The following is a 23,034-nucleotide window of genomic DNA, read 5'->3' as shown; positions in this document are numbered from 1 at the left end:
AAAAGTTCGTAAAAAATATTGTGTTTATTTTCAGATTTTGCTATAGTTACTAAGGTTGAGACAAACGTGTCTGGAGGGTTTTTTATGAATACTACCTATGATGTGATCGTTGTTGGCGCAGGACCGGCCGGAATCTTTGCTTGCTATGAACTGACCCGCAAAATGCCGCATGCCAACATTTTATTGGTTGATAAAGGACATGATATATATTCTAGAAATTGCCCAATTTTGCAGAAGAAAATTCAAAAATGCCCACCTGCTGCCGGAAGAAAAGAATTTGCTGGATGTCTTCCTGCCTGTTCCATTACGAACGGCTTTGGAGGGGCAGGGGCATATTCCGATGGAAAATTTAACATTACAAGCGAATTTGGCGGCTGGATGACAGATTACCTGCCGGAAGAAACGGTTGTTGATCTTATTAAATATGTAGACAGCATTAATCTTGAACACGGGGCGACGGATACCATTACCGACCCATTGACAGCTGAAGTTAAAGATATCGAACGACGCGCGTATGCTGCAGGGTTGAAATTACTTCGCGCACAAGTGCGCCACCTGGGAACAGAACAAAACCTGGAGATCCTGACCAGCATCTATGAATATTTAAAACAAAAGATCAGCATGCGCTATAAAGCAGAAGTGTTGGATCTTGTTACGGAGAAAGTGGATGGCACCTACAAGGCTGTTGGTGTGGAATTAAAGGACGGCACCCAATTGAATGCAGATAAAATTGTGATTGTCCCTGGCCGTGACGGTTCATCCTGGCTGACTAAAATTTTGAAAAAACGCCGTTTGAAAATGGCTGCCAATCAGGTCGATATCGGCGTTCGGGTGGAAACATCCAACGTGGTGATGGAAGAAATCAACACGCATTTGTACGAGGGGAAATTTATTTTCAATACATCGGTCGGAACACGGGTCCGCACCTTCTGCAGCAATCCTTCCGGTCACGTGGTGGTTGAAAACCATTCCGGAATCATGCTTGCCAATGGACATGCTTACAAAGACCCGGCCCTTGGAAGCCCGAATACGAACTTTGCCCTACTCGTTTCCCATAAGTTTGATGATCCGTTTGATGAACCGACTGAATATGCCCACGAGGTTTCAAAGCTGGCGAACCAGTTGTCTTCTGGCGGGCTTGTAGTTCAAAAATACGGAGATATCAAGAAAGGACGACGCTCCACGGAAAAACGGCTGAAAGAAGGATTCCTTAGTCCGACACTAAAAGAAGCCGTACCCGGCGATCTCGGGCTTGTGCTTCCATACAATACGATGAAAAGTTTAATTGAAATGACCGAAGCCCTGAACGAGGTAACACCTGGTATCGCTTCAGAACACACTTTGTTTTACGGAGTGGAAGCCAAGTTCTACTCTGCCCGTCCAAAACTTAATGAGAAATTTGAATCTGAAATTTCCGGTCTGTATGTTGGCGGAGACGGAGCGGGCATTACCCGCGGTCTTGCTCAAGCCAGCGCCTGCGGTGTCTGGATTGCCCGGGATATCGCCGAAAAGCTGGAAACAAAAGAAAAAGATCTTGTGATTGTTGGATAATGACCGATTAATGGACTCATGGATTTTCATGGGTCTTTTTTGTTTTTGTTAAAAACGAAATGATACGCTAAACTGGAGGTACCACAAATAAAGGAGCTGTTTCTTATGTGCGGCAGATATTCGTTATATGCCGATATGGATTTTATTCAGGAAGAGTTTGATGTTACCATTCCAGGCACGTTGCCTAAACGTTTCAACATTGCACCTTCTCAGGATGTTCTTGTGGTTACCGCAGACGGCGGAAAACGAAAAGTTCACATGTACCGCTGGGGATTGATCCCCTTCTGGGCGAAAGACCCCAAAATCGGTTATAAAATGATCAATGCACGGGCAGAAACAGTCGATGAAAAATCATCCTTCAGAGGTCCGTTAAAAACAAAGCGCTGCCTCGTGATCGCAGACGGATTTTACGAGTGGAAGCGTGAAGACAAGTTAAAGCAGCCATTTCATATCCGGTTAAAAAGCGGCAAGCCTTTTGCCTTTGCCGGACTTTGGGATCAATGGGACCACAAGGGTGAAATCATCACCTCCTGCACACATATTACAACCATTCCAAATAAGCTTATGGAAGAGATTCATGACCGCATGCCGGTTATTCTCAACCGAGAAGCGCAGGACAGCTGGCTGGATCCCTCGATTCAGGACACAGAGTATTTAAAATCCCTTCTTGTACCCTATGAGAGTGAACATATGGAAGCTTTTGAAGTCTCACCTGTTGTCAATTCACCAAGAAATGATGTAGCAGACTGCATTGTTCCCTTATCAAATATTTCATCTTGATTTTTCTAGTTCCATAATATAACATTAGTACAATCATATTCAGCGTTGAAGAAGAAGAGTAAATATCACGTTGCACTTCAGAGAGCTGGCGGGCGGTGTGAGCCAGTGTGGAAAGGATATTGAATGGGCTTCTGAGCTTTCAAACCGAAACCTGTTGGGAGTAGGCTTTGACGGAAGGGTCTCGCCGTTATAAGGAGACAAGTATTCGGCTTTTGGATACTATTTGAGCGGACTGCTTTTGGGGCGGTTCAATTAAGGTGGCACCACGGGGTAACTCGTCCTTTTACAGGGACGGGTTACCCCTTTTTTTATTGAACAGGAGGAGAAAAGATGGAAAAAAAAGTAGTCCTGACAGGTATTAAATCAACCGGCCGGCCGCATGTCGGCAATTACATCGGTGCGATTAAACCGGCGCTGCAGCTGGCTGCCAGTAATGAATACTCGCCTTATTATTTTATCGCTGATTATCACTCACTCACTACCGTGCAAAATAGAGAGCAGTTTAAGGATTACGTGTATGGGATTGCAGCGAGCTGGCTTGCTTTGGGTCTCGATCCTGAGCAATCAACGTTTTACAGGCAGACGGATGTGCCTGAAATCATGGAGCTGTCCTGGATTCTGTCCTGTCTGACACCGAAAGGCTTGATGAACCGTGCCCATGCTTACAAAAGCGCAGTAGAACAAAACCTGCAGAACAGCCTTGATCAGGATGCGGGCATCAATATTGGTGTATACTCTTATCCCATTTTAATGGCGTCTGATATATTGTTATTCCAATCGGATATCGTCCCTGTCGGAAAGGATCAGATTCAGCATGTGGAGATTGCACGGGACATCGCTACCCACTTTAACCACGTTTTCGGAGAAACATTCTCCCTTCCCCAATACATGGTGGATACAACAACAGCGATGGTTCCTGGTCTTGACGGCAGGAAGATGAGCAAAAGCTATCATAATACGATCCCTCTCTTTTGTGAGGAAAAAGAATTGGAAAAATTAATCAAACGGATCGTAACAGATTCCACTCCGCCACAGGCCCCAAAAGACCCGGATCAGTCTTCTCTCTTCTTGCTCTACCGGGAATTTGCCTCCGAAAATGAGGTGGAGCAAATGCGGAATAACTATCGGTCGGGAATTGGATGGGGAGAAGTGAAAAAGGAGCTCTTCCTGGTGATGAAAAGATATTTAGAGCAGCCCAGACAGCGCTACAAAGAGCTGATGAGCAACTCGCGGGAAATTGATAAAATCCTTCATTATGGAGCAGAAAAAGCGAGACAGAAGGCAAAGCCTTTTCTTAATGAAATCAAAGAAAAAATCGGCTATTCAGGCTAAATAAATAGGAAACACTGAAAGTAGCAGTGTTTCCTGTTTATTACCATTTTGAAATGTCGTATCTCTCAGATTTTCTTCCCCTTGTTTTGAATGAATAGTAGCTTATGCCTGCCACAATAATCAGAAGGGCCAATCCGCCAAAGCTTGCTTTATGTACGTATGACGTAACCAGGTACCATTTAGAGCCTACAATCCTTCCAATCATGAGAAACAGTAAACTCCAGATAAATGCCCCTATGTAGGCATACAATGCAAAGGCCCGGTAGGAAAGCGAAGACATTCCGGCAAAATAGGCTGTCAGATGCCGGATCCCAGGGATAAAGTATCCGAACATAATCAACGGCTTTCCGAAACGCTGAAAATAGTTCTGAGACGTATGAATCCGCTGTTTGGTTAAATGGAGCTTCTGTCCATATTTTAGAAGCAGAGGCAGACCGAAACTTCTGCCCAGCCAATAATTAATCGTTATGCCTGTTACCGAGCCCAAAAAGGCAGCGAGCAGCGTAAGGGCAAAAGAAACTTCACCGGTGTACACAATATATCCGGCAAAGGTCAGTAAAAACTCATCGGGTATGGGAAGCCCGACCACTCCCAGGGCAAGAAGAAAAAACAATGCAAAGTATCCGTAATGATGAAACAGGTTTTGCAAAATGATTTCCATACAACACCAACTAGTTTAGGATATAACTTTATTTTACCGAAAATATACAATTTTGTATCGTTTTTTTACAATTTTTTAATTTTTTTGTTGAAATCTGTCTAGAAATTCGACAATTAAGGTCCTTCTTTTTTTCATCACCTATCATATAAATAATAAAGAAATGAATAGGACAAAGGGTGAAGTCATGGGCACATTTTTAAAAGGAACACTTATCTTATCATTGGCAATGCTTTATACCAAGGTTGTTGAATTTGTTGTCAGCATTCTTCTTGCACAGTCACTCGGCAGTGAGGGCATGGGTTTTTACATGATGGCGCTCCCTGTCATTGGATTGCTGATCACAATTGCTGCCCTTGAATTTCCTACCGCTCTTTCAAAGGTACTGGCCGAAGAAGAAGTCCACCAGAATGAAAGGGCCAGACTGCAAATTGTAAAAGTATCGTTTTTCGTCATTATGGGACTTAGCCTGCTTCTTGTGGCTGTCAGTGCCGCCATTACCTTGCTTTTGCTAAAGTGGAAAAACATCGATATCCGGCTGGGGTATCCGCTGCTTGCGCTGATTCCGATTGTTCCTGTGATTGGGACCAGCTCTATTCTAAAGGGATATTTTAGCGGCCTTCAGAAAATGAAACCCATTGCTATTGCTCAACTTTTGGAAAAAACGGCTCATTTGAGTTTTATTTTTTATGTGCTTCATTATGTGAAAGATCTGCCCCTCGAGTACAGGGTAGTCGCTGCCGTGCTTGGCCTGGGGGCCGGGGAGCTCGTTTCCCTGTTTTTCTTTTCTGCTTCATTTTTGCTCGGGGAGCGCACAACAGGAGAGGCAGCAACCGAAAAAACAGCTCCTGTATCTAAAAGAAGTATATTAAAAAAATTATTCCAGGTCAGCCTTCCTACCACCGGTGTGCGAATCTTGAATGCACTGACCGCAGCAGTAAACCCCATACTGATCACCCAAAGTTTACTCTTTGCCGGTATTGCGGCATCCGTTGCGACCAAACAATACGGGATGCTCACAGCCTTTGCCATGACCATTGGATATTTCCCTGGTTTTATCGGGTATTCACTGTATGTATCACTGGTGCCTTCCATCTCCGAGGCACGTTCCAAACAGGATGATCATGCCTTGCATCAACGGATTCACCAGGCATTCCATATAACCCTTCTTTATGGAATCCCGTGTTCCATTGTGATGTATTTTTTTGCAGATGAACTGACCGTCCTTTTTTATCATTCACCACAAGCCGGCCAGTTTCTTATGCTGTTGTCACCTTTTATTTTGTTTCATTATCTGCTTTCACCGCTGCAGGCTATTTTGTTTGGACTGGGACGCGCCCGGGATGTATTTTCACAAACGATTTGGGTCAACATCTTGTCCATCCTGCTGATTGTTTCCCTTTCTTCCCAATCATCATTCGGAATCCATGGCGTCATCATCGCGGTTAATTTCAGCGGTGTGCTTCTTTCCTTTTTGCATTATCACACCATTGTTGAAGAAGTACATTTCAAGCCAAAGCTTATGGATTATGCTATTTTTCTGGCTTCCGGAGCGTTCACCATCGGCTTATGTGAATTGATGCACAGGACCCATTATGAGGACCATATATCAATCATCATTGTACTAGCCGTTGTATTTGCGGTTTATTATGGCACCTTATTTTTTCTGCGACTGTTTCAATCAGGCCTCTCCCGGCTTTGGGTGAAGCCCGAAAAATAAGAATTGGACTGAAGCTTCTAATCTACTCCTTTCTCAATTCCATACACTCATAAACCTTAAAGTACAAGTTAAGTAAAATGAAAAGGCATGAGCTCGGTAAAATACCAAACTCATGCCAAATACGTTGCTTCCTTTTGTTATGTCCGTTTCAACAACGCTTTATAAAAAGTCCAGGCAAGCAATCCCACCGCCACAACTGCAAGCAAGACATATTTTCCAAGGTGGTGGAAGTATTGCTCGACGATTCTCCAGTCAGGGCCAAGCATTTTGCCGACCAAAATAAACGTAAAGCTCCATATGATACCGCCCGAATAAGCATAAACAGCAAATTTCTTAAATCCCATGGCAGAAAAGCCAGCCAGATAAGCAGAAACATGCCGGATCCCCGGGACAAAATAGCCAAACAGAATCATTACACTTCCATACCTTTGAAAATAAGACTGTGTTTTTGTTATTTTCTCCTCAGTAATCCCCACTTTTGGGCCGAATTTTTCAAGAAACGGCAGGCCAAGCTTACAGCCTAACAAGTAACTGAATGAAATGCCTGACATGGCACCCAAAAACGCAGACAGCAGGGCCAAACTGAAACGAATATCTCCCTTGAAAACAAGGTAGCCGGAAAACGTTAATAACACTTCATCAGGAACAGGCAAACCGATTAAGCCCAGGGCCAGCGCTAAAAAAATACCTGCATATTCATAATGCTCCATCCATGCTAAAACACTGTTGCTCATCAACATCACCTATTTTACCTGTATGTTTATTTCTCTTCGTTTTCCTGTTTCCCACCAAGTTTTGCGGCCTTCTCATTGGTCGCTTTTACCGCGCTTTCGATCAGCATTTTGAAGTCTGCCTGATTTAAGACTTCCAGACCCGCAGCTGTCGACCCGCCTGGAGTGGTCACGGCGTTTCTCAGGTCAACAGGAGAAACTCCGCTCTGAAGCATCACCGCTGAACCATAAATCATTTGGGAGACAAGCTTTCTTGCCTGAGCTTCCGAGATGCCATAGCCTGCTGCAGCATTGATCAGGGCAGAGGCAAACTCATACAGAAACGCTGGAGCGCTTCCTGTTATGGCTGTTAGCTTATGAATTTGTTCTTCCGTACAATACTCTGACTTTCCAATGCTTTTTAAAAGCAGTTCCAAAAGCTTGACCTGGTTTTCATTTAAGGTGTCGGCATACGTATATAACGAGATTGATTCACCGGTTTCTGCTGCTGTATTGGGCATCACCCATGCCACTGGTGTTCCTGGCGGAAGCGGGTTTTCCAGTTTTTTAAGCCCAATGCCTGCCGCAACGGATATCACCAGCTGACCTTCAATCACGGTCGATAGCTGCTCCAGCACGGCTTCGTGTGCTTCAGGAGGCATAGCCAGGACAATGACAGAGCTTTCTTTCACATGATGCAGCCAATCTGTTGTTGTTTCTATCGCATACATGGAAAACAAATGCTGCAGCCTATTCTTATTTCCCTGATTCGCCGCAATGATCGAAAGGTTTTGGCCTTTCGCTGATTGTAATCCTTTAATCATTGACTCTGCCATACGGCCAGCGCCAATAAATAAAAATGTAGTGTTCATTCAAATCTCCCTTTAAACGGTTTAAAAAATAAAAGGCGTCCTAAAAGAACACCTTTTTCCCTCTATTGTAGCTTATTTTTTCTAAAAATCTATCAAGGACTTCATTTTGTTTTCATCCATCTCTTTTACAAAGGCAACCAGCAGCTTTACGGTGTTTTCAAGATCGCTTTTTGAGACCATGGAAACGTGGCTGTGAATATATCGGGAAGCCACACCAATGACAATGGATGGAACACCTTTTTTAAACAGATGAAACCTTCCGGCGTCTGTCCCGCCACCGAGCATGACATCCACCTGGTAAGGGATATTATTCTTTTCTGCAATGTCCATCACCAGATTTCGAAGCGGAACATGCGGTACCATGGACGAGTCAAGGAACGTTATAAGCGGACCCGCTCCAAGCTTCGCCTTATTGGAATTATCTCCAGGTCCATCCTGAGCGATTCCTACGTCCATGGCGACGGCAAGGTCAGGCTCAATGGCATAAGGAGCCGTTGCTGCCCCTCTCAGCCCCACTTCTTCCTGAACAGTGGCCCCGCAATAAACGCTGTTCGGATGTTCGCTGTCTTTCAGCTGTTTTAAAACTTCCAGCGCTAAATAGCAGCCTGCCCTGTTATCCAATGCTTTTGCAAGAATGGTATCATTATCCGGCATAATCTCAAAGGGGCATATGGGCATGATCGGGTCACCCACACGAATTCCCCATTCTTTTACTTGATCTGCACTGTTCGCTCCGATATCGATAAACATTTCGCGCATGGGAACGACTTTTTTTCGTTCTTCAGCCGTAAGAATATGCGGCGGCTTGGAGCCCACTACTCCGGTAAAGGTTTTCTTTTCCGTAAGAATGTGCACGCGCTGGGATAGAATGACCTGATCCCACCACCCGCCAAGCGGCACAAATCTCAAATATCCATCCTTTGTCACTTCACTGATCATAAAGGCAACTTCATCCATGTGGCCGGCCAGCATAATTTTTGGTCCTGAGGATGGGCCTTTCTTTTGGCCAAAGATGCTTCCCATATGATCATATACCAGCGAGGCACCCGTCTTATCAATCTCGCGCTTCATAATGCTTCGGATTGGGTGTTCAAACCCCGGCGCTCCGTTTGTTTCTGTTAACTCTTTTAAAAGATCCATTACCATCACACTCCTATAGTCTATATGATGGTGAAAGTTTCTTATTTTTATTACACAAAAATCCTGATGTTTTGCATCTTCAGGAGAAGGAATACTTAAATCGTAAAGAAAAGGAGGAGTATTTCCGTGACAAAATTCCACCAGGCACCAGAATTTACAGCAGTTACTTCTGAAGGGGAATCTTTTTCAATTCTATGACCACTTAAACAAGAATGACTGCTTCCACCTTCTGATTTTTTTCCGGGGTGAATGGTGCCCGGTGTGCAACGAACAGCTTAAGGATTTGGAGGAGCATAAAGATACCTAAGCCCGATGAATGAAAAACCGCAAAAATGAGTCTTTTTCTCTATTCATTCATATTGCCAAAGAAGAAGTCTCTTCACTTTTTTTATTTGGTTCTATTTTTTAACCAGCTGTCAAATTCGGTTGCGACCAGGCGTTCACCTGTTAATCCTTCAGATTGCCCGGAAGCAAGATAAACGATAGGTTTTGCCATGATTTCCGGCTTCAGAAGCTGAGAGTTTCCTTCAAGTTCCCTTCTCACTTCATCAGGTATCATTCCCGTTACGGTGGCCCCGCCAGGAAGAAGCATATTTACCGTCACTCCAAATTCACGCAGGTCTTCAGCCATGATAAATGACAGGGACTCGGTTGCGGCACGAGAAGGGCCATATGGGACAAATCCTTTTCGTTTCATGGTTTCATAATTCATTGATATATTGATGATTTTTCCTCTTCCCTGCTCGACCATCAGAGGAGCGAATCCCCGGGAGGTTAGGAAATAACCGGTCACATTTGTATCGATTAAATTTCGAAACCCTTCAGGAGAGACCTGATAGAAGGGCTGTGGTTCTGTAAGGAATTTTAGATTTACAGTTCTCATGCCTATCCCCGCATTGTTCACAAGGACATCGATCTTACCCCATTCCTTTTTTACCCAGTTCACTGCATCTTGTACCGATCCCTCTGACCTGACATCCAATGGAAGTTCAAAAACATTCGAATATCCCTTATTTTGAAGGTTATTTACAGCTTCCGTCATTTTTGCTCCCGGACGGGATGCCACTGCAACCGTTGCCCCTTCATCAAGGAGTGCTTCTACCATGGCATATCCTAAACCGCTTGATCCTCCTGTAACAACGGCATGTACGCCAGTTAATTCTTTTGCCATTTTTCCACCTCATTTGGTTTAAATTCAAATCTTCGAAAGGATTATGATAGTATGTACAGTTTTTATATATCCGTTCCCCTGCAGTTAAAAATTTTATGTGCATCGGAAGCGACTAGTTTTTCCAAACTCATTCTTACTTTTTCACAAGATTTGGCTGCTCTCATTAGTCCTGGTCGTAATGAGTGAATTGAATATCCAAAGTAAAAAAGAGCCGGATGGCTCTTTTTTAAGCATACTGTTCCATGGCTTCAGCCACTTGTATGGCCTTAAGTAATGCTTTGGCTTTGTTGAACGTTTCGTCGTATTCATTCTCGGGAACGGAATCGGCAACGATGCCAGCTCCCGCCTGGATATAAGCTTTATCATTTTTAAAAAGAATGGTACGGATCGTAATGCAGGAATCCATGTTGCCTGAAAACGAAAGGTAGCCGATGGCTCCGGCATACGTTCCCCGAGCCTGTGTTTCCAGTTCTGCGATAATCTGCATGGCCCTGATTTTCGGTGCCCCTGACAATGTGCCCGCCGGCAGGCATGAGATCAAGGCATCAAAGAAATCTTTATCTTCACGAAGCAGTCCGGTAACATCAGACACAATATGCATGACATGAGAGTATCGTTCAATCTCCATAAAAGAAGAGACTTCCACACTTCCGTACTCCGATACCCTGCCAATATCATTCCTTCCCAAATCGACAAGCATTAAGTGCTCGGCAACTTCCTTTTCGTCAGCAAGCAGTTCCTCAGCTAAAGCTTGATCTTCATCCATGTCTTTCCCTCGGGGCCGTGTTCCGGCAATCGGTCGGGTTCTCACCCGCTGCCCTTCAACTTTTACGAGCAATTCTGGGGACGAACCAACAATGGTTTCATCCGGAAGCTTGAGCAGATACATATAAGCCGATGGGTTCACAATCCGCAATACGCGGTAAACCGTCAGCGGATCGGCCTTGGTCTCACTTTCAAAACATTGGGACAGAACCACCTGAAATATATCTCCGGCTGTAATATATTCTTTGGCCTGATCTACCATCGAACAAAATTCGGATTTGCTCAAATTGGATTTTACGCCGCTGATATCCACTTCCTGCTGAGGAAGATAGCGAAATGACGGCACCGGCTGTTTTACGTTTTGCTCAAGCTGTTTCATGGTAGCCTCAATCGATAACCGTGTCTCTTCGTACAGTTCTTCAATTAGTTTTTCGTTATAATTTTTGGGTACGTGAAGGTTGCAAATAATGTTGATCGACTGCCTCAAATGGTCAAAAACAACCAGTTCATCGACAAACAGAAATTTCATATCGTCGGTGTTAAGAATATCTTTACTGTGAGGCGGGATTTTTTCAAAATATTGGAGAATATCATATCCAAAATAGCCGACAGCTCCACCTGTGAACTGAGGCAAGTTTTTGTGCGCGGGACTTTTATATTGGTTGAGGAGAGATTTAAGGATTTCAATCGGATGACCTGAATAGGTTTCATCCTGATCTTTTTTCTTTACTTGAGTCTGCCCTTTTTTGCAGGAGACAACCATAAATGGGTTCTTTCCGATATAGGAATAGCGGGCCCATTGCTGTCCGCCTTCCACGCTTTCAAGCAAAAAAGAGTAATCTTCCTGATAATACGTTTGATACAGTTCAATCACTGTATGTACATCAGCAAATAATTCAATGCTTACAGGGATCAAATTGTAGGTTCCTGCCAATTGTTTCACTTCTTCCAACGATGGTTGAATCAAAATAATCATCCCTTCTTGATGAGAGACGAAGATTAGCAACCATAACCGCTAATCTCAGCTCGGCTCTGCTCTTATTCTGTAATTGTCTTTCTTAAACCTTCTCTACTCTTCTCAACTAATCTCGTGCGATTGTAAATCACTATATAATGCATTCGGAAAACTGTCAACCACTTTCTGATTTAACACAGCACAATAAGGGAAACCTTTCTGAGATACAGTTATTATAGTAGAGGTGAGAAAATGAAAGCGATCATTATTAATGACTACGGCGGACGTGATCAACTGGTAGAGAAGAACGTAAATACTCCCAAGCCCGGTCCAAAGGATGTTCTCATTGAGGTGTATTCAACTTCGGTAAACCCGGTGGACTGGAAAATTCGCGAAGGCTATCTAAAGGACAATCTCCAATTAAAGTTCCCTGTCGTTCTAGGATGGGATGCTGCTGGAGTAGTAAAAGAAACGGGCTCAGCTGTTACGAAATTTAAAACGGGAGACGAAGTATTTACGAGGCCCGCAACCGAGCGGGATGGAACTTACGCAGAACTGCTGGCGGCGGACGAAGAACTGGTCGCATTAAAACCGAAGAATCTGACGTTTAAGGAAGCGGCCTCTATACCCCTTGTCGGTTTAACGGCATGGCAATGCCTGGTGGATTTCGCGCAAATTAAAGAAGGGCAAAGAGTTTTGATTCATGCAGGAGGCGGAGGCGTTGGCAGCTTTGCGATTCAGCTTGCCAAGGCCAAAGGAGCTTACGTTATTTCTACAGGAAGTGAGGACTCCGAGAGTATCATTAGAGAATCTGGTGCAGATGAATTTATCAATTACAAATCACAAGATTTCACGAAAGCAGTTCAACCGGTGGACATTGTTTTTGATACGATTGGCGGCGATGTACAGAAGAACAGCTATAAAGTGATCAAACCCGGAGGCGTACTTGTATCCATCGTCAGTCCCCCTGTTCAAAAAGATGCTACGAATCATTCAGTGAAAGCAGGCTTTGTCTTTCTTGACCCTGACGGTAAAGAACTTGCTGAAATCGGCAAACTGATCGAAGAAGGCAAGATTCAGCCATTTGTTGGAGAAATCTTCCCACTGACACAGGAAGGGGTCAGGGCCGCACATGATTTAAGCGAATCCCACCATGCCAAAGGAAAAATCATTATCAGCGTTAAAGAATAATAATCTTATAAAAAAGCCCGGATGGAAGTTCACGACCTTCACCGGGTTTTTAACGTTAGATAATCTCACACTTTTGTAGATAAACTGACAATTTCCATGGTAAAGTATCTCAACACCATCCCGTTAGGAGGAGGATATTATGATCCTTTCCCACCAATTAACACCAGACGAAAAAGAAAAAGTAAAACAACTGAAGACGAAAATAAACAATGCCAATAGTGCAGATGAAAGGAAAGATTATGAAACTCAGCTGATCTCCTTGATGGAACGTATTTTTATTCGTTATAAACTGCAAAGAAGAAATGAATTATAAATTCAGCAGCCTTGCAAGGTCAAAACCGATAGCTTCCTCCACCAATTCTTGATTTCCAATTTGAATCTTTTCTTTTCCCAATAAAATGCCGCCCAGTCTTTCATAGGCAATTTTACACGGATTATCCTGAAGAACCCAAACCATCATCGTATGGTAACCTGAATCCAGATGACTTTGCGCCAGCCGGCGGATCAGACTGGTTCCAATCGAACGCCGCTGATATTCCTGAAGAATATAAATGGCATAAAGCTCTCCATCGTACGGATACCGACCAGAACGGTTAGGACCTCCCGAGCAAAAACCAATAATTTCCTGGCTGATGGAAGCCACATATAAATAATTTTCCGGCAATGGTTTTTCTATTATTCCTTTCCACATTTCCTTTCTGTCCTCCACAGACATGTTCTGCAAATATTCCTCATCGACGATTCCTTTGTATGTGGTCCGCCAGCTGTCTACATGAACAAATGCGATGGCCTCTTCATCTCCGGGCAGGGCTTTGCGTATCTCCAAGGTCCTTACCTCCTTTTTGTGACAATTAGCTCTCACAAATCATTAACTTAGTAAACAATACCCTTTACGGTGGCAAAAAACTTCAAATTTCATAAAAGTTGGTCGTTTACGTTTTGATTACAAGCTCTTTGCATTTTTATTTCCCCGGAAATTGACGTATTTTGAAGTTAGGGATGGGTAGCAAACCAGATCGTCCAGCGGTCACGTTCAATGATAGACTTTTCGTTTTTCAGTTTGTCTTCAATGAAAGTTAACAAAGCATTCAGCTGCTCATCATTCAGTTCAAATAAAATAGAGCGTCCGGTACGGCTTTTCAAATCACTGGCCAATTCCTGAAACGAGGAAAATGATTTTCTTGTTTCCCACAGCTTTATTTCTTTAATACCGGTAAAGCCCGCTTCTGTTAATACGGAGTGAACGCGTTCATGTGAAAACCGTCTTTTTATTTCCTGTTTAATGAGTACAGGTTCTTTCTCAAAAAAGTACCCACGGATGTGTTCAGGCGAACCGGGCAGCAGACAATCTTCGGGAGTTCGGTCCTGAACAATGAAAGTTCCGCCTGTTTTTAACAAACGAAAAGCTTCTACAAAAGCTGACTTCAAATCGTTCAGATGATGAATCACCGCCCGCTCAAGAACGATATCAGCTACCGAAGAAGGCAGGTGGGTGCAGGTTGCTTCGCCCTGCTTAAAACTGATCCGTCTCTTATAATCTGAACAGTTTTCTTTTGCAGCAGTCAGCATGTTTTCAGAAAAATCGAGTGCCGTCACGTGATTGGCGCCAAGCTCCAGCAAAGCTTTTGTATAAATCCCCCCGCCGCATCCGATATCTATCGCCATGGATTCCGAAGAAACAATATAGGGTTTAATGAGGGCTTTCCATTCATCGGATGCTGTTCTCGAAGCATAGGAAAACGTAATAGAAGGATCGTGAAAATCAATTCCCATGTTCTTTCCTCCTTATTTTCTTGCTTTAATAAACACAGCGTCACCAGTGAATGTCTGAACATGACCTTCTTTTTCCTTGATCTTGAAGTACTCTTTTACACGTTCAGATGCTGATAACATGTCGTTCTCCAATTCTTCTTTGTCTTTTGAAGCCAACTGCATCCTGCTGCACCAGCTATCGAAAGCAAAATCCTTTTTAAAGGCGTGCATCTGTTCAAATGTGAATCCCGTCTCTTCAAAAAGCTGAAGCCACTCTGACTTTTTCCAGGCACGATAATGGCTGGGATCTCTCCTTTTTTCAACATGATTGTAAAATTGATCGTATTCCAGAATTTCCGGAGCCGTATTGTCGATCAGAAGAAATCTTCCATCTGGCACTAACACCCGGAATGCTTCTGACACAAAAGCTTTGACATCTGGAAAATGATGCGGAGCGATCCGGCATGTGACCAGTTCGAACGATTCTTTTTCAAATGGCAGGTTTTCAGCGTCTCCCTGTACAAACGAAACATTGTCACGGCCTTGTTCATTTATAAACTGCTTGGCGGCTACAAGAATTTCACTCGTCAGATCAAGAGCGGTCACTTCCTTTACATGTGGAGAAAATGCGTTTGCCGTATGGCCTCCACCTGTGGCTATATCCAGCACACGATCTTGTGCGGTGGCCTTTGAAAGCATCACCATGAGTTCAAGATCCTTGCCTTTTGCGTGGATCGGACTTGTAATGTAGTTGTCCGCATTCTTGCCAAATTGCTCTTGAACCTTTGCTTTAATATCCATGGAACCCTCTCCCTTCATCTTTATCATATGCAACCCGCTCCTTTATGAAAATTACTAAAAAGCTCGTCGTTTCCATAAGTAAAACTAATTAATTCCTGAATATTTGAAATAGTAAAAGATTTAGAGGGATATTCTTTGTACTTTTTGGGAATTGCACGTATCCTTTAAATGTAACCACCCAAAAATTGGAGGGAAGCGACCGTGGATAATTCCATTCAAACAGCATTTCGACAAGTATCAGAAATTTCAACGAAAGAAGAACGTTATGAACCGTTTGCCTGGTATGAAAAGATGCGAAAGGAAACTCCTGTGCGTTGGGATGAAAAGCGGGGAGCATGGGATGCTTTTGACTATCAAAGCGTAAAAAACGTACTTGAAAATAAGGATTTGTTTTCTTCCAACCGCTCAAGAAGGCAGGAAGGAGAACAGGCCTCTCCCATTGAGCTTAGCTTGATCAGCATCGATCCGCCTAAGCATACACAAATGCGTTCCCTGGTGAACAAAGCATTTACTCCAAGGGTTATGAAAGACTGGCGGCCCCGCATCGAGCGAATTGCGAACCAACTGCTGGACGAAATACAGAACCCTTCTGAAATTGATTTGGTCAAGCAGTACTCTTATCCGCTGCCTGTAATGGTGATTGCCGAAATATTGGGCGTACCGATTAAAGATCAGGCTAAATTCAAGGACTGGTCTGAATGGGTGGTTGCCGGACCAACGGATAACAGCCCCGAGGCGATTAAACGACTGGAAGAAAATCAGCAGAGAACGTATTACGAGCTTTATGTTTATTTTAAAGAAATCATCGCCATGAAAAGAAAGCAGCCAGGTGAAGACATTATATCTGTACTGATTGATGCAGAAATGCAAGGAACCATGCTCACAGAAGATGAGATTATCGGTTTTTGTATTCTCCTTTTGGTTGCAGGAAATGAAACCACAACAAACTTAATCAGCAATGCTTATTATTGCTTTACTGAGTTCCCCGAGCTTTATGAAGAGATTTTCAAAGATCCTGCAGGAACCCTTCCGCTTACCATTGAAGAAGTGCTCCGGTATCGTTCCCCTGTACAATCCATGAGCCGTGTTGCAAAAGAAGATACGGTTCTCAATGGCTCCCAAATTAAAGCAGGTAATATTGTCGTTGCCTGGATGGGGTCTGCAAACCGGGATGAACAGCAATTTGAGAACGCCCATCAATTCAATATACGAAGAAAGCCTAATCCTCATCTCGCATTCGGAAAGGGTATCCACTTTTGCCTGGGTGCACCCCTTGCAAGGCTTGAGGCCGAGATTGCGATGGCAGAATGGATCAAACGGTATCCGCGTTTTGAAAGAAGCTCCGGCTTTTCCCTTGAGCCGATTGAGAGCACATTTGTTTACGGTCTTAAGGAATTTAAATTATCCGTATTATAGAAAGAAAAAAAGCAGGAGCCCCCCAAAATAGAGGCTTCCTGCTTTTTTTTAGCAGCCTGTAACGATAACCTTGTTCGGGTCTTTGCTGCTGCCTTCCACACCATTCATCCAGACTTCCTGAAGTTGAAGCTGCTCTCCTTCTTCAAAAACAATTTCCTCCAAGTTACGATGAAAAAGCCTTTCAAGATCTCTTTTAAAGGATTCATCTGGTCCTTTAATCATCATCCTGGAGATGGATATTTTCTCATCATTCACCGTTTCTTTTCTTGTTTGGAGTTCAATCTTAAAACGGTACGGCGTAAAAATAAACGTTCTGCGTGCTCCGATTTCTGTTTTCCAGCCCATAACGTCCGCCCGATTGCAAATGTGTTCAAGCTCTTCCTCGCTCACAAGATACCCAATATGGTCAAAGATCGGTTTCTTGCCTGCACCAAATGTAATATTCACCTTTCCCCTTCTAACCTCAATGATCCGAAAAAGGAGGGCATTCTCCCGAAAGTCTTCCCATTCAAGCGGCGGATGATAAGGTGTGACCGTACCCTTTTCCATCGCATACCGTGATCCAACAGTAAACCCCAGTTTTCGATAATAATTTTCCGTTTCTTCTACTCGATCAGTCCAAAAATGATAATGGAATAATTTCATTGTTTCACTTCCCGTCTGCCTAATAGTTCCTTTTGTGTTGAAATGCGATGGACAAGCATATAGTGAGAGTATACAAACTACTATACTTGGAGGCCAATCATGCTGATTCTGTTTTTACTCGGACTGGCTCTTGCAGCTTCCCCCGGTCCTGATTTTCTGTTGATGACAAAGCATACGCTCAGCCACGGGACACGTATGGGCTACGTCACGTTTCTTGGAAATCGTACAAGCTTTATCCTCCATCTTACCCTGGCTGTTCTTGGATTGTCAGTCATCTTAAAGGAATCAGCTCTATTATACTTGTTAATCCGCATGGCAGGGGCTTCATATTTAATTTATTTAGGCTATCACAACCTGTTTAGGAGAATTTCGCCAGCACATGATCCATCGAGCATTACACACATCGCCCTTTCTTCCCTTCTTGCCTATCAGCGAGGTTTTTGGAGCAATCTTCTAAATCCAAAGGTCAGCCTCTTCTTTTTAAGCATTTTCCCTCAATTCGTTACTGCCCAACAACTGGCGTCAGAGCCATTTGGCAGTGCCCTGATTTTTCTTTCCGGCAATTCATGCTGGTATCTTGCGATTCTTCCTGTCGTCGGCATGCAGCGCATTCGCCAACAGGTAGCCCGCTTTCAATCCCATTTGGATATTCTGTTTGGTGTGCTGTTTATCGGATACGGCGGTAAAATGGTTCTCGAAGACCTTCAGCTTTTACTGGGGTTCCTTTAGACTTCATTTTTAAAAGCAGTATCCTTTGTTGCTCTTGAGAGAAGTTTCTTTCCGTTCCAGGATGCTCGCTTTTACAGGCGCGAGCGCCTACTTTCGCGGGGGATGCGCTGAGCCCGTCTCATTGACCGGCGTAAACGCCTACCTGGTCTCACCTGTCACGCATATCCCGGCGGCGGAGTCTCGCACCTTGCACTCCAATCAACTTGTCAAGGAAGATCTCCTGCAAGCCACAACCATCCTTTTAAAAATTTTCATTAAAAAAGGATCACCTGAACAATCAGGTCATCCCTTTCTATTGCTTCCTATTCCACTGGCACTGGGTCTTCGCTGCGGTCTATGGATCCCGGCTCCTTGCTTTTTTTAACCAGGTCGTATCTTAGTCCGTCAATGCTTTGTCGTACATTGCCCTTGCCTGAAAAATTCTCAATCAGTTCCTTCATATCAATTCCAGATGATGCCTTTAACGTTTCCTGAAGGGAAGCCATGAGGTTGGTGGCATAGCCGGTCACCTTATTCGCTCCTCCGTTCTCACCATTGCCGCCAGTATCCACTACTGTGATTTTATCGATATTGGAAAGCGGGCTGGCAACTTCCTTCGCGTAAGCCGGAAGCATGGAGACGATCATATCAAGAATAGCGGCTTGACCGAACATTTCAAAGGCTTCGGCAATCTTTTCTTTCGCCTCTGCTTCAGCCAGTCCTTTCAGACGGATAACCTCGGCTTCGGTTTCCCCTTTTGCACGTTCTGCTTCTGCTTTGGAAAGCCCTTCGAGCCGCACTTTTTCGGCTTCTGCTGCTGCCATTGCCTCTACTCTGTACTTATGGGCATCTGCTTCAGCAACCTGTTTGCGTTTTTCCGCCTCTGCCGCTTGCTCTACAGAGTAACGGTCTGCATCCGCTTTTTTCTTCACTTCAGAATCATATTGTTTCTCTCGTCTCGCAATCTCTTTTTCTTCCAATTCAATTTGCTTTTGACGTTCAATAATCTTGATTTGCATCTGCTGCTCCGTTACTTCCTGCTTCGCGCGTGCTTCTTCCAGATGGTAGGCCTGGTCCGCCTTTGCTTTGGCTATATCCTGTTCTCTGCGGTATTCAGCAATTTTCAACTGGTTGATTTTTTCCGCCTCCGCCACTTCGGTCGCACGCTCAAGCTCTGACTTTTGCGCTTCTTTATTTGCTTCTGCCCGCTTGATACGGGTTTCTTTCTCCGCTTCTGCCGTCGCAATATCAGCATCACGCTTCACCTGGGCGATTCTCGGCTTACCGAGTGCTTCCAGGTATCCGTTTTTATCCCTTACATCCTTGATTGTGAAGGAAACGATGATAAGACCCATTTTTGCCAGATCTTGTGAAGCAATTCGCTGCACTTCCTGTGAAAACTTATCACGGTTTTTATAGATTTCTTCCACGGTCATAGAGCCAAGAATGGAACGCAGATGCCCTTCCAGAACTTCTCTTGCTTCAAGCTCGCGGTCTTGTTTGGTTTTTCCAAGAAACTGTTCTGCCGCTGTTGCGATTTCTCCTATCGAACTGCCAATCTTGATAATGGCGGTTCCATCAGCCGTCACAGGAACCCCCTGTTCGGTGTATACTTCGGGGGTTTGCACTTCTAACTTGCTCGAAAGAAGGCTCAGTGGTTCGGACTGTTGAAATACCGGGAATACGAAAGTTCCTCCGCCCCTGACAATCTTTATTTTGTTTCCTGATTCGTCGATATTTACATTTCTGTTCCCGAGAAAGCTCCCCGTAACAATCAGTGCCTCATCCGGACCTGCCGTCTTATACTTGGTAACAAAAACTGCAACTAACGCAATAACGATAAATACAGCAATTCCTGCAACGATAAAAATAGGTGTCATCTTGGTTCCCCCTGTTCATTTATTTACAGCATTGCGGTCTGTTCATATGGCAATACATGAACGACTCCGCTTTTTACATCCACAATAAGAATTTTTTCTCCCTGCCCGATCGGCTCATTATTCAAACTCACCGCTGTTTTGGCGATATTTCCGCTGATTCCTTCAATAAATACCTCACCAAATCCATTGGTTGGAATAGAAGTGATGACCTTCCCAATCCTTCCCCGAAGGTCTGCTTCCGAGTAGTTTAAAGACGCTTCTGCAGAGGCAAGGGGAATCAGAACAAAGATATTTAGCAGCGACACCAGAACAAAGGAGACGCCAGCTGCCAAGCCCATTATTAACCAGCTGCTGAGCGGGGTCACCATTTCGAGAATATATCCTCCCGCACTCAGCAAGGTGAAAAAGGAAAGCAAGAGCGTCGGGTTCAGGATATGGGAAAATACATCAAATGCCCCTTGAATCAAATCACTTACCAGTACATATAAAAACGTGATACATCCAAAAATAATAAGTCCTGTCAGGTAGACTGTTTCCATTGGATATCCCATGATTTCCATTCGGCACTCTCCTTTTTCAAATGACTTAAACCCTCTCCTTTTTATCCATTATATGGGATCATTATAGCATACTACTGACCCCGTTTTGGAAAAACATGTTTATTTTTCATAATACTTCTAGCGCGCTTCATACATATAAACGTAAATTATAAGAAAAGGTTTCGCTTTCCGCAAAATTTAGGATATTTATATTTCGGTATATGTACTATACAAAAATAAAAAAGCCACCTGGGAATTTGCACTGTGTGCAATTCCAAATCAGGTGACTTTTTGGTCAAGTGTATCGATGAATGCCTGTTGTTTTTCAACGGAGCGAATGTACTGTTCATCCAGCATTTCATGAAGAAGTTTCTGCTTTTTATCAGAGGAAGCCTTCCATTTTTTCAGCTTTTCCCGACAGTAAAAAAGGAATTCCGTATAGGCTGCGTAATCCTCCGGATAAGCGGCCAACAAATCATTCCTGATTCGTTTAGCAAGAATGGGACTGGCTCCTCCGGTAGAAACGGAGAGTACTAATCGGCCTCTTCTTGCTACTGCAGGAACGGTAAAACTGCCAAGTGTAGGCTGGTCGACGACATTAACCAGACGGGATGGGCCAGCATACCGGACCACCTCCTGGTTCGCTGCAGGATCATTGGTAGCTGCAAAAATAATGAAAGCACCCTCGTAATCCACTGGCTCCGCTTTTTTCTGTTTCCACATTACCTTATTGGCAGCATGTAGAGATTTAATCTCATCAGTAGCTTCGGGGCTGATGACCTGCACGAACGCGCCGGCTTCCAATAGACCTTGGATTTTCCGAAAAGCTACCGTTCCACCACCGACAACAACAGCCTGCTTTCCCTTCAGCTCAAGAACAATCGGATACATCCTACACAACCGTCCGCTGTCTTTGGGCTTCATCTATCCTCGAAAGGAGTACCTCTTGAAGAACGGGATGATAGCCAAGCGCCTCACACAGGATTAACTCCTGACCAGTCTCCCTGGCCTGCTCGGCAATTGCCTTTTTCATTCCGCTTAAAAGGATGCCGGGAAACAGTAGATAAGGCACAATAATCACTTGTTCATATCCCCATCCGGCCAGTCTCAGCATTTCCTCAAAGCTGGGCTGGGCTGCAGTTAGAAAACAGGTTTCAATAGGAGGAATTTTATAGTTTTCTTCAAGATGAGCAGCAATAGCCTTTAGATCCCTTTTCACGTCTGGGTCACTGCTCCCTCTGCCGACAAGCAGGATGAGTGACTTTTCCTTAAAAGCATCCGTAGATTCAGTAATCCGTTCCCATAATAATGAAGAAATGGATTCATGAACACCAAAGGGCTTACCATATGTGAACTCGATATGTAGAAAACGTTCCTGCTGGATCTGCAGTTCTCCGGGAATGTCTTCTTTAGCATGAGCCGCTGTCAATAAAAGAATAGGAATAGCACAAATAGAAGTGGCTCCTTGCCGTACGCAAGATTCGACACCTTTGGCAATGTCCGGCTTGGACAGCTCTAAAAAACAAACTTCTTTAATAGGATAATCAATATGCCTCATACACTGCTCGGCAAATTCTCTTGCCTTTTCCGTACCAGCTTTTGTTCTGCTGCCATGGCAGATGAGGAGCAATGCTTTCATTTACAACGCCTCACTTATCGTAATAGAAGAAGGTTCGTTTTTGGCCAGTGTCTTTTCAAACCAGCTGATTTGGTCACGGAGTCCCACGACTTCTCCAATAATAATCATGCTGGGATTCTCTATACCTTCCTGCCTGGCCACATTTTCAATGGTAGCAAGCGTCCCGGTGGCCGTCCGCTGCTCGGCTGTTGATCCCCATTGAATCAAAGCTGCAGGGGTATATTTGCTCTTACCATACTTTATCAGACTTTCGCAGATATAGGGAAGATTTTTGACTCCCATATAAATAGCGATCGTATCAATACCTTTGGCCAGGCTTTTCCACTTTTGCACTTCATCCTGTCCTTCTTTTCTGTGGCCGGTGACGATGGCAAAGCTCGCACTGAAATCCCGGTGAGTAACCGGAATCCCTGCATAAGCAGGCACAGCGATGCCAGATGTAATTCCCGGTACCACTTCAAATTCGATCTGATGCTTAACAAGGACCTCTGCTTCCTCCCCGCCTCTGCCAAACACAAATGGATCTCCACCTTTTAAACGGGTGACAGTTTTTCCATTTTTGGCATGCTTAACGAGAAAATGATTGATCGTTTCCTGCTGCATGGTATGAAAACCCGGTAGCTTTCCGCAATAAATCAAATCGGCATCCAGACGGGCATAATTCAACAGCTCTTTATTCACAAGCCTGTCATAAAGGATGATATCTGATTCCCTGATACATCTGACACCTTTTACAGTGATAAGTTCCGCATCACCCGGCCCTGCTCCCACCAAATATACTTTGCCCATGTTCATCACCTGCCTTCCTT

General features: G+C 44.1%; 23 protein-coding genes and 1 other annotated feature. Of the genes, 8 read left to right on the top strand and 15 right to left on the bottom strand.

What is annotated here, in order from left to right:
- Positions 1 to 84 precede the first annotated feature (84 nt).
- From DMO16_RS21585 to DMO16_RS21575, 3 genes are all read left to right on the top strand, one after another.
- The gene (locus tag DMO16_RS21585; protein ID WP_129479992.1) at positions 85 to 1,551 is read left to right on the top strand and encodes an NAD(P)/FAD-dependent oxidoreductase; all 1,467 of its coding nucleotides are present in this window, start codon (positions 85 to 87) and stop codon (positions 1,549 to 1,551) included.
- Between the two features lie 105 nt (positions 1,552 to 1,656).
- Complete coding sequence (locus tag DMO16_RS21580; protein ID WP_129479991.1) at positions 1,657 to 2,331, top strand: SOS response-associated peptidase; 675 nt, start codon at positions 1,657 to 1,659, stop codon at positions 2,329 to 2,331.
- A gap of 36 nt (positions 2,332 to 2,367) precedes the next feature.
- Positions 2,368 to 2,617, top strand: a binding site (T-box leader).
- Between the two features lie 44 nt (positions 2,618 to 2,661).
- Positions 2,662 to 3,663: a tryptophan--tRNA ligase gene (locus DMO16_RS21575; RefSeq protein WP_129479990.1), complete on the top strand. Its 1,002-nt coding sequence runs from the start codon at positions 2,662 to 2,664 to the stop codon at positions 3,661 to 3,663.
- Positions 3,664 to 3,703: 40 nt separating this feature from the next.
- Here DMO16_RS21575 and DMO16_RS21570 read toward each other — a convergent pair whose 3' ends face one another.
- Positions 3,704 to 4,324: a DedA family protein gene (locus DMO16_RS21570; protein WP_129479989.1), complete on the bottom strand. Its 621-nt coding sequence runs from the start codon at positions 4,322 to 4,324 to the stop codon at positions 3,704 to 3,706.
- A 160-nt stretch (positions 4,325 to 4,484) separates the two neighbouring features.
- On the opposite strand from DMO16_RS21570, the gene DMO16_RS21565 reads away from it, so the two are divergent.
- Positions 4,485 to 6,041: a putative polysaccharide biosynthesis protein gene (locus DMO16_RS21565; protein ID WP_082635806.1), complete on the top strand. Its 1,557-nt coding sequence runs from the start codon at positions 4,485 to 4,487 to the stop codon at positions 6,039 to 6,041.
- Between the two features lie 137 nt (positions 6,042 to 6,178).
- Here the strand turns inward: DMO16_RS21565 and DMO16_RS21560 are convergent, their stop codons facing one another.
- From DMO16_RS21560 to trpE, 5 genes are all read right to left on the bottom strand, one after another.
- On the bottom strand, positions 6,179 to 6,775 hold the full coding sequence (locus tag DMO16_RS21560; protein WP_129479988.1) for a DedA family protein: 597 nt from the start codon (positions 6,773 to 6,775) through the stop codon (positions 6,179 to 6,181).
- Between the two features lie 26 nt (positions 6,776 to 6,801).
- Positions 6,802 to 7,623 (bottom strand): pyrroline-5-carboxylate reductase, encoded by an 822-nt coding sequence (gene proC / locus DMO16_RS21555; RefSeq protein ID WP_061972112.1) that lies wholly within the window; start codon positions 7,621 to 7,623, stop codon positions 6,802 to 6,804.
- 81 nt (positions 7,624 to 7,704) lie between these two features.
- The gene (locus DMO16_RS21550; protein ID WP_061972111.1) at positions 7,705 to 8,763 is read right to left on the bottom strand and encodes a M42 family metallopeptidase; all 1,059 of its coding nucleotides are present in this window, start codon (positions 8,761 to 8,763) and stop codon (positions 7,705 to 7,707) included.
- Positions 8,764 to 9,151: 388 nt separating this feature from the next.
- Positions 9,152 to 9,934: an SDR family NAD(P)-dependent oxidoreductase gene (locus tag DMO16_RS21540; protein WP_129479987.1), complete on the bottom strand. Its 783-nt coding sequence runs from the start codon at positions 9,932 to 9,934 to the stop codon at positions 9,152 to 9,154.
- A gap of 226 nt (positions 9,935 to 10,160) precedes the next feature.
- The gene (trpE, locus tag DMO16_RS21535) at positions 10,161 to 11,666 is read right to left on the bottom strand and encodes an anthranilate synthase component I (RefSeq protein ID WP_129479986.1); all 1,506 of its coding nucleotides are present in this window, start codon (positions 11,664 to 11,666) and stop codon (positions 10,161 to 10,163) included.
- 240 nt (positions 11,667 to 11,906) lie between these two features.
- Between trpE and DMO16_RS21530 the strand changes: the two genes are divergently transcribed.
- Positions 11,907 to 12,845 (top strand): NADP-dependent oxidoreductase, encoded by a 939-nt coding sequence (locus DMO16_RS21530; RefSeq protein ID WP_129479985.1) that lies wholly within the window; start codon positions 11,907 to 11,909, stop codon positions 12,843 to 12,845.
- A 139-nt stretch (positions 12,846 to 12,984) separates the two neighbouring features.
- Positions 12,985 to 13,158, top strand: coding sequence for a hypothetical protein (locus tag DMO16_RS24425; protein WP_164988986.1), 174 nt, complete (start codon positions 12,985 to 12,987; stop codon positions 13,156 to 13,158).
- Here the strand turns inward: DMO16_RS24425 and DMO16_RS21525 are convergent.
- From DMO16_RS21525 to DMO16_RS21515, 3 genes are all read right to left on the bottom strand, one after another.
- The gene (locus DMO16_RS21525) at positions 13,153 to 13,671 is read right to left on the bottom strand and encodes a GNAT family N-acetyltransferase (protein ID WP_129479984.1); all 519 of its coding nucleotides are present in this window, start codon (positions 13,669 to 13,671) and stop codon (positions 13,153 to 13,155) included. The genes DMO16_RS24425 and DMO16_RS21525 overlap by 6 nt on opposite strands.
- A gap of 167 nt (positions 13,672 to 13,838) precedes the next feature.
- Positions 13,839 to 14,618, bottom strand: coding sequence for a class I SAM-dependent methyltransferase (locus tag DMO16_RS21520; RefSeq protein ID WP_129479983.1), 780 nt, complete (start codon positions 14,616 to 14,618; stop codon positions 13,839 to 13,841).
- A gap of 12 nt (positions 14,619 to 14,630) precedes the next feature.
- Positions 14,631 to 15,425, bottom strand: coding sequence for a class I SAM-dependent methyltransferase (locus tag DMO16_RS21515; protein WP_241840625.1), 795 nt, complete (start codon positions 15,423 to 15,425; stop codon positions 14,631 to 14,633).
- Between the two features lie 174 nt (positions 15,426 to 15,599).
- On the opposite strand from DMO16_RS21515, the gene DMO16_RS21510 reads away from it, so the two are divergent.
- A complete protein-coding gene (locus DMO16_RS21510) occupies positions 15,600 to 16,814 on the top strand; it encodes a cytochrome P450 (RefSeq protein ID WP_061972104.1) in 1,215 nt (404 codons plus the stop codon).
- A 48-nt stretch (positions 16,815 to 16,862) separates the two neighbouring features.
- On the opposite strand, the gene DMO16_RS21505 is transcribed toward DMO16_RS21510, so the two are convergent.
- The gene (locus DMO16_RS21505; protein ID WP_129479982.1) at positions 16,863 to 17,459 is read right to left on the bottom strand and encodes a hypothetical protein; all 597 of its coding nucleotides are present in this window, start codon (positions 17,457 to 17,459) and stop codon (positions 16,863 to 16,865) included.
- A gap of 99 nt (positions 17,460 to 17,558) precedes the next feature.
- On the opposite strand from DMO16_RS21505, the gene DMO16_RS21500 reads away from it, so the two are divergent.
- Positions 17,559 to 18,188, top strand: coding sequence for a LysE family translocator (locus tag DMO16_RS21500; protein WP_129479981.1), 630 nt, complete (start codon positions 17,559 to 17,561; stop codon positions 18,186 to 18,188).
- Between the two features lie 302 nt (positions 18,189 to 18,490).
- Here the strand turns inward: DMO16_RS21500 and DMO16_RS21495 are convergent, their stop codons facing one another.
- From DMO16_RS21495 to cobA, 5 genes are all read right to left on the bottom strand, one after another.
- Entirely contained in the window at positions 18,491 to 20,047 is a 1,557-nt protein-coding gene (locus DMO16_RS21495; RefSeq protein ID WP_061972101.1) for a flotillin family protein, read from the bottom strand.
- A 23-nt stretch (positions 20,048 to 20,070) separates the two neighbouring features.
- Complete coding sequence (locus DMO16_RS21490; protein WP_129479980.1) at positions 20,071 to 20,607, bottom strand: NfeD family protein; 537 nt, start codon at positions 20,605 to 20,607, stop codon at positions 20,071 to 20,073.
- 258 nt (positions 20,608 to 20,865) lie between these two features.
- Positions 20,866 to 21,477, bottom strand: a complete 612-nt coding sequence (locus tag DMO16_RS21485) for an NAD(P)-binding protein (protein ID WP_164988985.1) — start codon at positions 21,475 to 21,477, stop codon at positions 20,866 to 20,868.
- 1 nt (position 21,478) lies between these two features.
- The gene (locus DMO16_RS21480) at positions 21,479 to 22,225 is read right to left on the bottom strand and encodes a sirohydrochlorin chelatase (protein WP_129479978.1); all 747 of its coding nucleotides are present in this window, start codon (positions 22,223 to 22,225) and stop codon (positions 21,479 to 21,481) included.
- A complete protein-coding gene (cobA, locus tag DMO16_RS21475; RefSeq protein WP_129479977.1) occupies positions 22,226 to 23,014 on the bottom strand; it encodes a uroporphyrinogen-III C-methyltransferase in 789 nt (262 codons plus the stop codon).
- Positions 23,015 to 23,034: the final 20 nt, after the last annotated feature.

The organism is Fictibacillus sp. S7, from assembly GCF_004127935.1.
GTDB lineage: Bacteria > Bacillota > Bacilli > Bacillales > Fictibacillaceae > Fictibacillus_C > Fictibacillus_C enclensis.
This window is presented reverse-complemented; position numbering and strand designations above follow the sequence as displayed.

Coding starts and splice junctions, on each gene's coding strand:
- DMO16_RS21585 (WP_129479992.1), top strand. CDS start 85: ATGAATACTACCTATGATGTGATCGTTGTTGGCGCAGGACCGGCCGGA.
- DMO16_RS21580 (WP_129479991.1), top strand. CDS start 1,657: ATGTGCGGCAGATATTCGTTATATGCCGATATGGATTTTATTCAGGAA.
- DMO16_RS21575 (WP_129479990.1), top strand. CDS start 2,662: ATGGAAAAAAAAGTAGTCCTGACAGGTATTAAATCAACCGGCCGGCCG.
- DMO16_RS21570 (WP_129479989.1), bottom strand. CDS start 4,324: ATGGAAATCATTTTGCAAAACCTGTTTCATCATTACGGATACTTTGCA.
- DMO16_RS21565 (WP_082635806.1), top strand. CDS start 4,485: ATGAATAGGACAAAGGGTGAAGTCATGGGCACATTTTTAAAAGGAACA.
- DMO16_RS21560 (WP_129479988.1), bottom strand. CDS start 6,775: ATGAGCAACAGTGTTTTAGCATGGATGGAGCATTATGAATATGCAGGT.
- proC (WP_061972112.1), bottom strand. CDS start 7,623: ATGAACACTACATTTTTATTTATTGGCGCTGGCCGTATGGCAGAGTCA.
- DMO16_RS21550 (WP_061972111.1), bottom strand. CDS start 8,763: ATGGATCTTTTAAAAGAGTTAACAGAAACAAACGGAGCGCCGGGGTTT.
- DMO16_RS21540 (WP_129479987.1), bottom strand. CDS start 9,934: ATGGCAAAAGAATTAACTGGCGTACATGCCGTTGTTACAGGAGGATCA.
- DMO16_RS21530 (WP_129479985.1), top strand. CDS start 11,907: ATGAAAGCGATCATTATTAATGACTACGGCGGACGTGATCAACTGGTA.
- DMO16_RS24425 (WP_164988986.1), top strand. CDS start 12,985: ATGATCCTTTCCCACCAATTAACACCAGACGAAAAAGAAAAAGTAAAA.
- DMO16_RS21520 (WP_129479983.1), bottom strand. CDS start 14,618: ATGGGAATTGATTTTCACGATCCTTCTATTACGTTTTCCTATGCTTCG.
- DMO16_RS21515 (WP_241840625.1), bottom strand. CDS start 15,425: ATGATAAAGATGAAGGGAGAGGGTTCCATGGATATTAAAGCAAAGGTT.
- DMO16_RS21505 (WP_129479982.1), bottom strand. CDS start 17,459: ATGAAATTATTCCATTATCATTTTTGGACTGATCGAGTAGAAGAAACG.
- DMO16_RS21500 (WP_129479981.1), top strand. CDS start 17,559: ATGCTGATTCTGTTTTTACTCGGACTGGCTCTTGCAGCTTCCCCCGGT.
- DMO16_RS21495 (WP_061972101.1), bottom strand. CDS start 20,047: ATGACACCTATTTTTATCGTTGCAGGAATTGCTGTATTTATCGTTATT.
- DMO16_RS21490 (WP_129479980.1), bottom strand. CDS start 20,607: ATGGAAATCATGGGATATCCAATGGAAACAGTCTACCTGACAGGACTT.
- DMO16_RS21485 (WP_164988985.1), bottom strand. CDS start 21,477: ATGTATCCGATTGTTCTTGAGCTGAAGGGAAAGCAGGCTGTTGTTGTC.
- DMO16_RS21480 (WP_129479978.1), bottom strand. CDS start 22,225: ATGAAAGCATTGCTCCTCATCTGCCATGGCAGCAGAACAAAAGCTGGT.
- cobA (WP_129479977.1), bottom strand. CDS start 23,014: ATGGGCAAAGTATATTTGGTGGGAGCAGGGCCGGGTGATGCGGAACTT.